At 48.7% G+C, this 3,352-nt stretch carries 1 protein-coding gene; it reads left to right on the plus strand.

All coding sequences use genetic code 11. The annotated features are described in order from the left end of the window. Window positions 1–3,352: non-ribosomal peptide synthetase (locus tag OC23_RS12155; RefSeq protein ID WP_038345117.1), on the plus strand; the 3,352-nt coding region annotated here is incomplete at both ends.

Below are 3,352 nucleotides of genomic sequence, written 5' to 3' on the forward strand. Positions count from 1 at the left end.
ATGACAGCTTCTTCATGCTGGGCGGTAACTCGTTACTGGCAGTGCGTCTGGTGAGCCGTTTAAGAAGTGCCGGTTATACGCTTGGCTTACAGGATATCTTTGCCAGCCCATGTCTGGTGGATATGGCGAAAGCCTGCCATAAAGCGCAGGAGATACTGGAAATTCCTGCGAATGTGATTACAGCAGAGACAGTCAAGATCACACCGGAGATGTTGCCACTTGCATCAATGACACAGGTCGAGATTGATCAGGTTGTTGCGCAGATACCGGGAGGGGTACCGAATATCCAGGATATCTATGCCTTGTCACCATTACAGGAAGGGATGCTGTTCCATCGCCTGCTTGATGATGGTGATGATCCGTACACTTCTGTCACTGCATTGAGATTTGATAATGCCGATGCTCTGGATAGATATGTGAAGGTATTGCAGCAGCATATAGACCGTCATGACAGCCTGCGTACATCGATCCACTATGAGGGTTTACAGGAGCCGGTACAGGTCGTCTGGCGTGAGGCAGAACTGGAGGTTGAGACGGTACCGGGCTACCTGACGGATGAGCAGCTGCATGAGTATACACATGAGCAGGGCCTGAACATCGGGAAGGCACCGCTGATGCGTCTGGTGGTGAATGCCTGTGAAAATGGTGAATATATTGCGAGATGGGTATCGCACCATCTAGTTGCAGATAACGTTTCAGCAGAAATCCTGAAGCAAGAAGCCCTAGCCAGCGAGGAAGAGCGTCAAGGCTTTAAGGCAGCTGTTCCTTTCCGTAATGTTATTGCAGGACACCAGCGTAAAGACCGTAAGGAGGAAGCAGCCCGTTTCTTCCAGGGGATGCTGGGTGATATTACCGAGCCGGTACTGGCCTTTGGTATCAATGATGTAAGACTTGAAGGTGTCGAAACCTCAGAACACCGTATACAGCTGGCTGATGATTTAAATGCAAGATTAAGAACACAGGCTACGCGTCTGGGAGTGGGGCTTGCCAGCTTGTGTCATCTGGGCTGGGCACAGGTCGTATCGCTTTGCAGTGGTCGTGAAGAGGTTGTATTTGGTACGGTTCTTCTAGGCCGTAGCGGAGCGGATACGGAGCAACTGGTGGGGATGCTGATTAATACCCTGCCAATCCGGATCGATATGAATGAACTGGGCTGTGAAGTTGCGGTGCGAGAAGTTCATGCCCGTCTCGGCCAGTTACTGGCCCATGAGCAGGCATCTTTATCCGAAGCACAAAGATGTAGTGCAATTGAAGGTGAGGTTCCGTTATTTAATAACCTTCTCAACTATCGTCGCTATGAACGTACTGAAGCATCGAAAGAGATTGAGGGTGTACATTTTACTGGAGGTCGGGAGCGTACCAACTATCCAATTACGGTTTCACTTGAGGATGATGGTCAGAGTTTGGGTATCATCACGACGGCCATCACTACACTAGGACCGAAGCGTATCTGTGCTTATATGGAGCAGGCACTGGAGTCTCTGGTCACTGCTCTGGAAAGTAGCCCGTCACAACCAGTAAGAGAGCTTACGGTACTACCGGAAGAAGAGCGTTCACGTGTGCTGTACGAATGGAATGATACTTCGGCAGCGTATCCGCAGGACAAATGTTTACATGAGCTATTTGAGGCTCAGGCAGAAAGAACACCGGAAGCTGTTGCGGTGGTCATAGAAGGCGAGCAACTGAGCTATGCCGAGCTGAATGCTGAAGCGAACCGTCTGGCACATTATTTACGAGCACAGGGTGTTGGTCCGGATGAGCGGGTTGCCTTATGTGCAGAGCGTAGTATAGCGATGGTGGTTGCCTTGCTGGGTATTATGAAGGCCGGAGGAGCATATGTTCCACTGGACCCTGGTTATCCGGTAGAGCGCCTGGCCTATATTATGGAAGATGCCTCTCCAAGATTATTACTGGCTGATGCGACGGGTATAGATGTGCTGAAGAGTTCATCGGTACCGGTGGTATTACTGCAGGATGCCTTTGAACAGGCCTCTGCATATTCTGAAGAGAATCTGCTACCGGCAGAGATTGGTTTAAACAGCCGCCATCTTATTTATGTAATGTATACCTCAGGTTCTACAGGTAATCCGAAGGGAGTAATGGTTGAACATAGAGGAGTAGTTAATCGTCTTTATTGGATGACGAAATCTTATCATGTAGATGAATCAGACTCTATTTTACAGAAGACTCCATTTAGCTTTGATATTTCCGTATGGGAGTTTTTTCTACCTCTTATTACGGGTGCCAGACTGGTTATGGCTAAGCCACAGGGTCACCGAGACCCAACTTATCTAAGTCAGATTATTGTAGAACAAAATATTACAATTATGCATTTTGTTGCATCGATGCTGTCAGAATTCTTGAGTTCGGATGATGTAAGAACTAAAGCAATAAATCTTAAATTGGTGGTTTCTGGTGGTGAAGCTTTACCTGTTCCTACAGCGAAACTCTTTAAGACGCTCTTGCCTGGAACTGAACTCCATAACCTGTATGGTCCTACAGAAGCAACAATTGAAGTAACTGCCTGGGCTTGTCCAAATGATATTACTGATTTAAAAACAGTTTTAATTGGTAAACCAATAGCGAATACACAAATTTATATATTAGATTCGCAAGGTAATCCGGTACCAGCGGGAGTTACAGGTGAGTTATATATTGGTGGTGTACAGGTTGCGCGAGGTTACCTGAACCGGCCAGAGCTTACAGCCGAGCGTTTCCTTCCGGATCCGTTTAGTACCGAGGCTGAAGCCAGAATGTATTGTGCAGGGGATACTGCACGCTGGCTGGCAGACGGGAATATCGAATATCTGGGCCGTAATGATGATCAGGTGAAGATCCGTGGATTCCGGATTGAGCTGGGAGAGATTGAGATACAGCTTTCAGGCCACCCGGCTGTGAAAGAGGCGGTTGTACAGGTCCGTGGAGAAGGTGAAGGCCGTCATCTTGTTGCGTGGTGGATAGCAGATTCAGCGGAGGCAGAGGTTGATGCTTCAGGGCTACATGCCTGGTTGGCACGTGAGTTACCGGACTATATGGTACCGAGAAGTTATGTGCGTCTGGACAGTTTCCCGCTGACACCAAATGGCAAGCTGGACAAACGTGGTTTACCGATGCCGACAGAAGACAGCCTGATTCGTGGTCTATATGAGGCTCCGAAGGGTGAGGTAGAGGAGCTACTGGCGAAGCACTGGTGTGAACTGCTTGGAATCGAGCAGGTGAGTCGTAATGACAGCTTCTTCATGCTGGGCGGTAACTCGTTACTGGCAGTGCGTCTGGTGAGCCGTTTAAGAAGTGCCGGTTATACGCTTGGCTTACAGGATATCTTTGCCAGCCCATGTCTGGTGGATATGGC

This window comes from Acinetobacter sp. A47, from assembly GCF_000805455.1.
GTDB lineage: Bacteria > Pseudomonadota > Gammaproteobacteria > Pseudomonadales > Moraxellaceae > Acinetobacter.